The organism is Halanaerobium sp., assembly GCF_003070835.1.
The window spans coordinates 1-2,724 of sequence record NZ_QBLR01000393.1; the positions used below are offsets into that span (position 1 = coordinate 1).

A 2,724-nucleotide genomic window follows, 5' to 3' on the forward strand; every position below is an offset into this window, starting at 1 on the left:
CCAGAAAAAGATCACGTAGCTGTTAAAGTTCCTGTTTTCTCATTTTCCAAATTAACTCAGGTTGACACCAATCTGGGTCCAGAAATGAAATCAACTGGGGAAGTCTTGGGGCTTGCTGAAACTTATGAAAAAGCATTGTATAAAGGACTAATTGGAGCCGGTCTAGAAATTCCAAGAGAGGGTACAATTTTAGCTACAATAGCAGATAAAGATAAGAAAGAAGCAGTCGACTATATTAAAGATTTTGCAGAGCTTGGTTTTAAGATTGCTGCGACAGAAGGAACAGCTGCTGCTTTAAAAGAAAAAGGACTGGAAGTAGATATAGTAAAAAAATTAGGAGAAGGCTCACCTGATTCTTTGGAGCTGATTTCTGATGATAAGGTTGATTTAGTAATCAATACTCTTACAAAAGGTAAGGTTCCAGAAAGAGACGGTTTTAAAATCAGAAGATCGGCAGTGGAGATGGGAATTCCTTGTCTGACCTCGCTAGATACAACACATGCTATGCTCAAAGTTTTAAAAGAAATAGAACATGGTGAAAGAATTGAATATAAGGCCCTACAGGATTATCAGAAATAAATAATTAAATTCATTGTACCGGCTGTTGGATATTATTTTTCAACAGTCGGTATCATATTTTTTAGAAAAGCATTAAAAGATTAGAAAATAAAAACAATAAAATAAAGGAGAAATACTATAATTAAAGAATAATAGTCTTAACAGTATTTTATTATAAAATTTCAAAATTTTCATAATATTAGATTTAACAATAGATTTTTGAGATTGGAGGAATAAAAATGAAAGAAAATGAAAATTCATTTATCGGTGAGATTTTATTAGAAAAAAACTTGATTACAAAATCAGACTTAAATAAAGCACTTAAAATCCAGAAAGAATCAGGGGGCTTAATTGGAGAAATTTTAATTTCTGAAGGTCTGGTTAGAGCAATTGACTTTTACCAGGCTTTAGCAGATAAAATTGGTTTAGAGTTTGGCAGTGATAATTTAGAAAAATACAAAGAATTCATTGATCTTAATCTAATTAATAGTTTCGAACTTGAAACTTATATTATTAATCAGTTTTTATTGTTAAAAAAAGAAAATAATAAGCTAAAAATTATGGTCACCAGACAAAATAATAAAGAGGTAAAAAGGATTATAAGGAGAAAATTTTCTGATGTAGAAGTTGAAGAATTATTGATTACAAATAGAGACTTAAGAATGATTTTAGAAAGCATCTATAAGGATGAAATGGTTAAAGAAGCTGTTGAAGGATTATTTTATCGTCATCCTGAAGAATCAGCATCCAGAGTTTTTACAAAATCACAAATAATATTTTTTATTTTATTAACTGCTGCTTTTGTTTATTCTTTTATTTACTACCGAAGTGCTAGTATCAATTTTTTGCTTTATTTCTTTAATCTATTGTTCATGGGATCTATTTTATTTAAATTTGTTTTAAGCATAATCGGTGCTCTGCAGGAAAGAGAAGAGTTTATTACCAAGGAAGAAGTGGAATCACTAGATGAAAAAGAATTACCGATTTATAGTATTTTAGTTCCAGTATATAAAGAACCAAAAGTTATTGGAACCTTGATTCAGAACTTAAAAAAATTAGATTATCCCAGTTCAAAATTAGATATTTTATTTTTATTTGAAGAAGATGATTTAGAAACTATCAATAAGGCAAAAGAAGCACATCCACCTGATAACTGGAATTTTATTTATATACCGGAAAGTCATCCTCAGACTAAACCTAAGGCCTGCAACTATGGGCTGAAGGAAGCAAGAGGAGAATATTTAACAATTTATGATGCAGAAGATATGCCAGAACCAGATCAGCTGAAAAAAGCATATATTGCATTCCAGAAATCTGATGATAAAGTTATTTGTTTTCAGTCAGCTTTAAATTATTTTAATCGTAAGGATAATTTACTAACTAAATTATTTACTCTAGAGTATTCTTATTGGTTTGATTACATGCTGCCTGGTTTAGATGCACTTAAATTACCAATCCCTCTTGGTGGTACTTCAAATCATTTTAGGATTGAAAAGTTAAGAGAATTGGGAGGCTGGGATCCTTTCAATGTTACTGAAGATGCTGACCTTGGAATTAGGGCAAATGCTAGAGGATATAAGGTTGGTATTTTAAATTCTACGACTTATGAAGAAGCTAATAATAAAGTTAAAAACTGGATTAATCAACGATCACGCTGGCAGAAAGGGTATTTACAGACTTTTTTAGTTCATAATCGACAGCCGTTAAAATTTATTCAAAGTGTAGGCCTGAGAGGTTGGTTTACCCTGCAGATATTCATCGGAGGTAGTGTGTTAACTCATTTAGTTGCTCCATTCTTTTGGTTGTTATTTTTAGTTTGGTTGTTAAGTGGTATGGCTTTTGCAGCTGAATATCACGTTGGATTGCTCTTATATATTTCCTTGTGGAATTTATTATTTGGTAATTTTTTAGGAATTTATTTATCTACAATGGCGGTTTTTAAAAGAAAATACTATGATTTGGTTATTTATGCATTACTTAATCCGATTTATTATTTATTACAGTCATTTGCAGCCTGGAAAGCTTTAAAACAGCTGTTTTTTAATCCTTTTTATTGGGAAAAAACTGAGCACGGATTAACTGAAAAAGAGGTGAGTGATGATGTTGATTTTTAAATTAATTATATTTTCATTTGCTAATTATTTTTTAACTGAATACTTTAAAGAA

General features: G+C 30.4%; 1 protein-coding gene and 1 pseudogene. Both read left to right on the top strand.

Annotated elements, in window-relative coordinates; translation table 11 throughout:
* Nucleotides 1-579, top strand: a pseudogene (locus CI949_RS19495) (carbamoyl-phosphate synthase large subunit); the annotation flags it as partial.
* Between the two features lie 218 nt (nucleotides 580-797).
* A complete protein-coding gene (locus CI949_RS19500) occupies nucleotides 798-2,672 on the top strand; it encodes a glycosyltransferase (RefSeq protein WP_089722926.1) in 1,875 nt (624 codons plus the stop codon).
* Nucleotides 2,673-2,724: the final 52 nt, after the last annotated feature.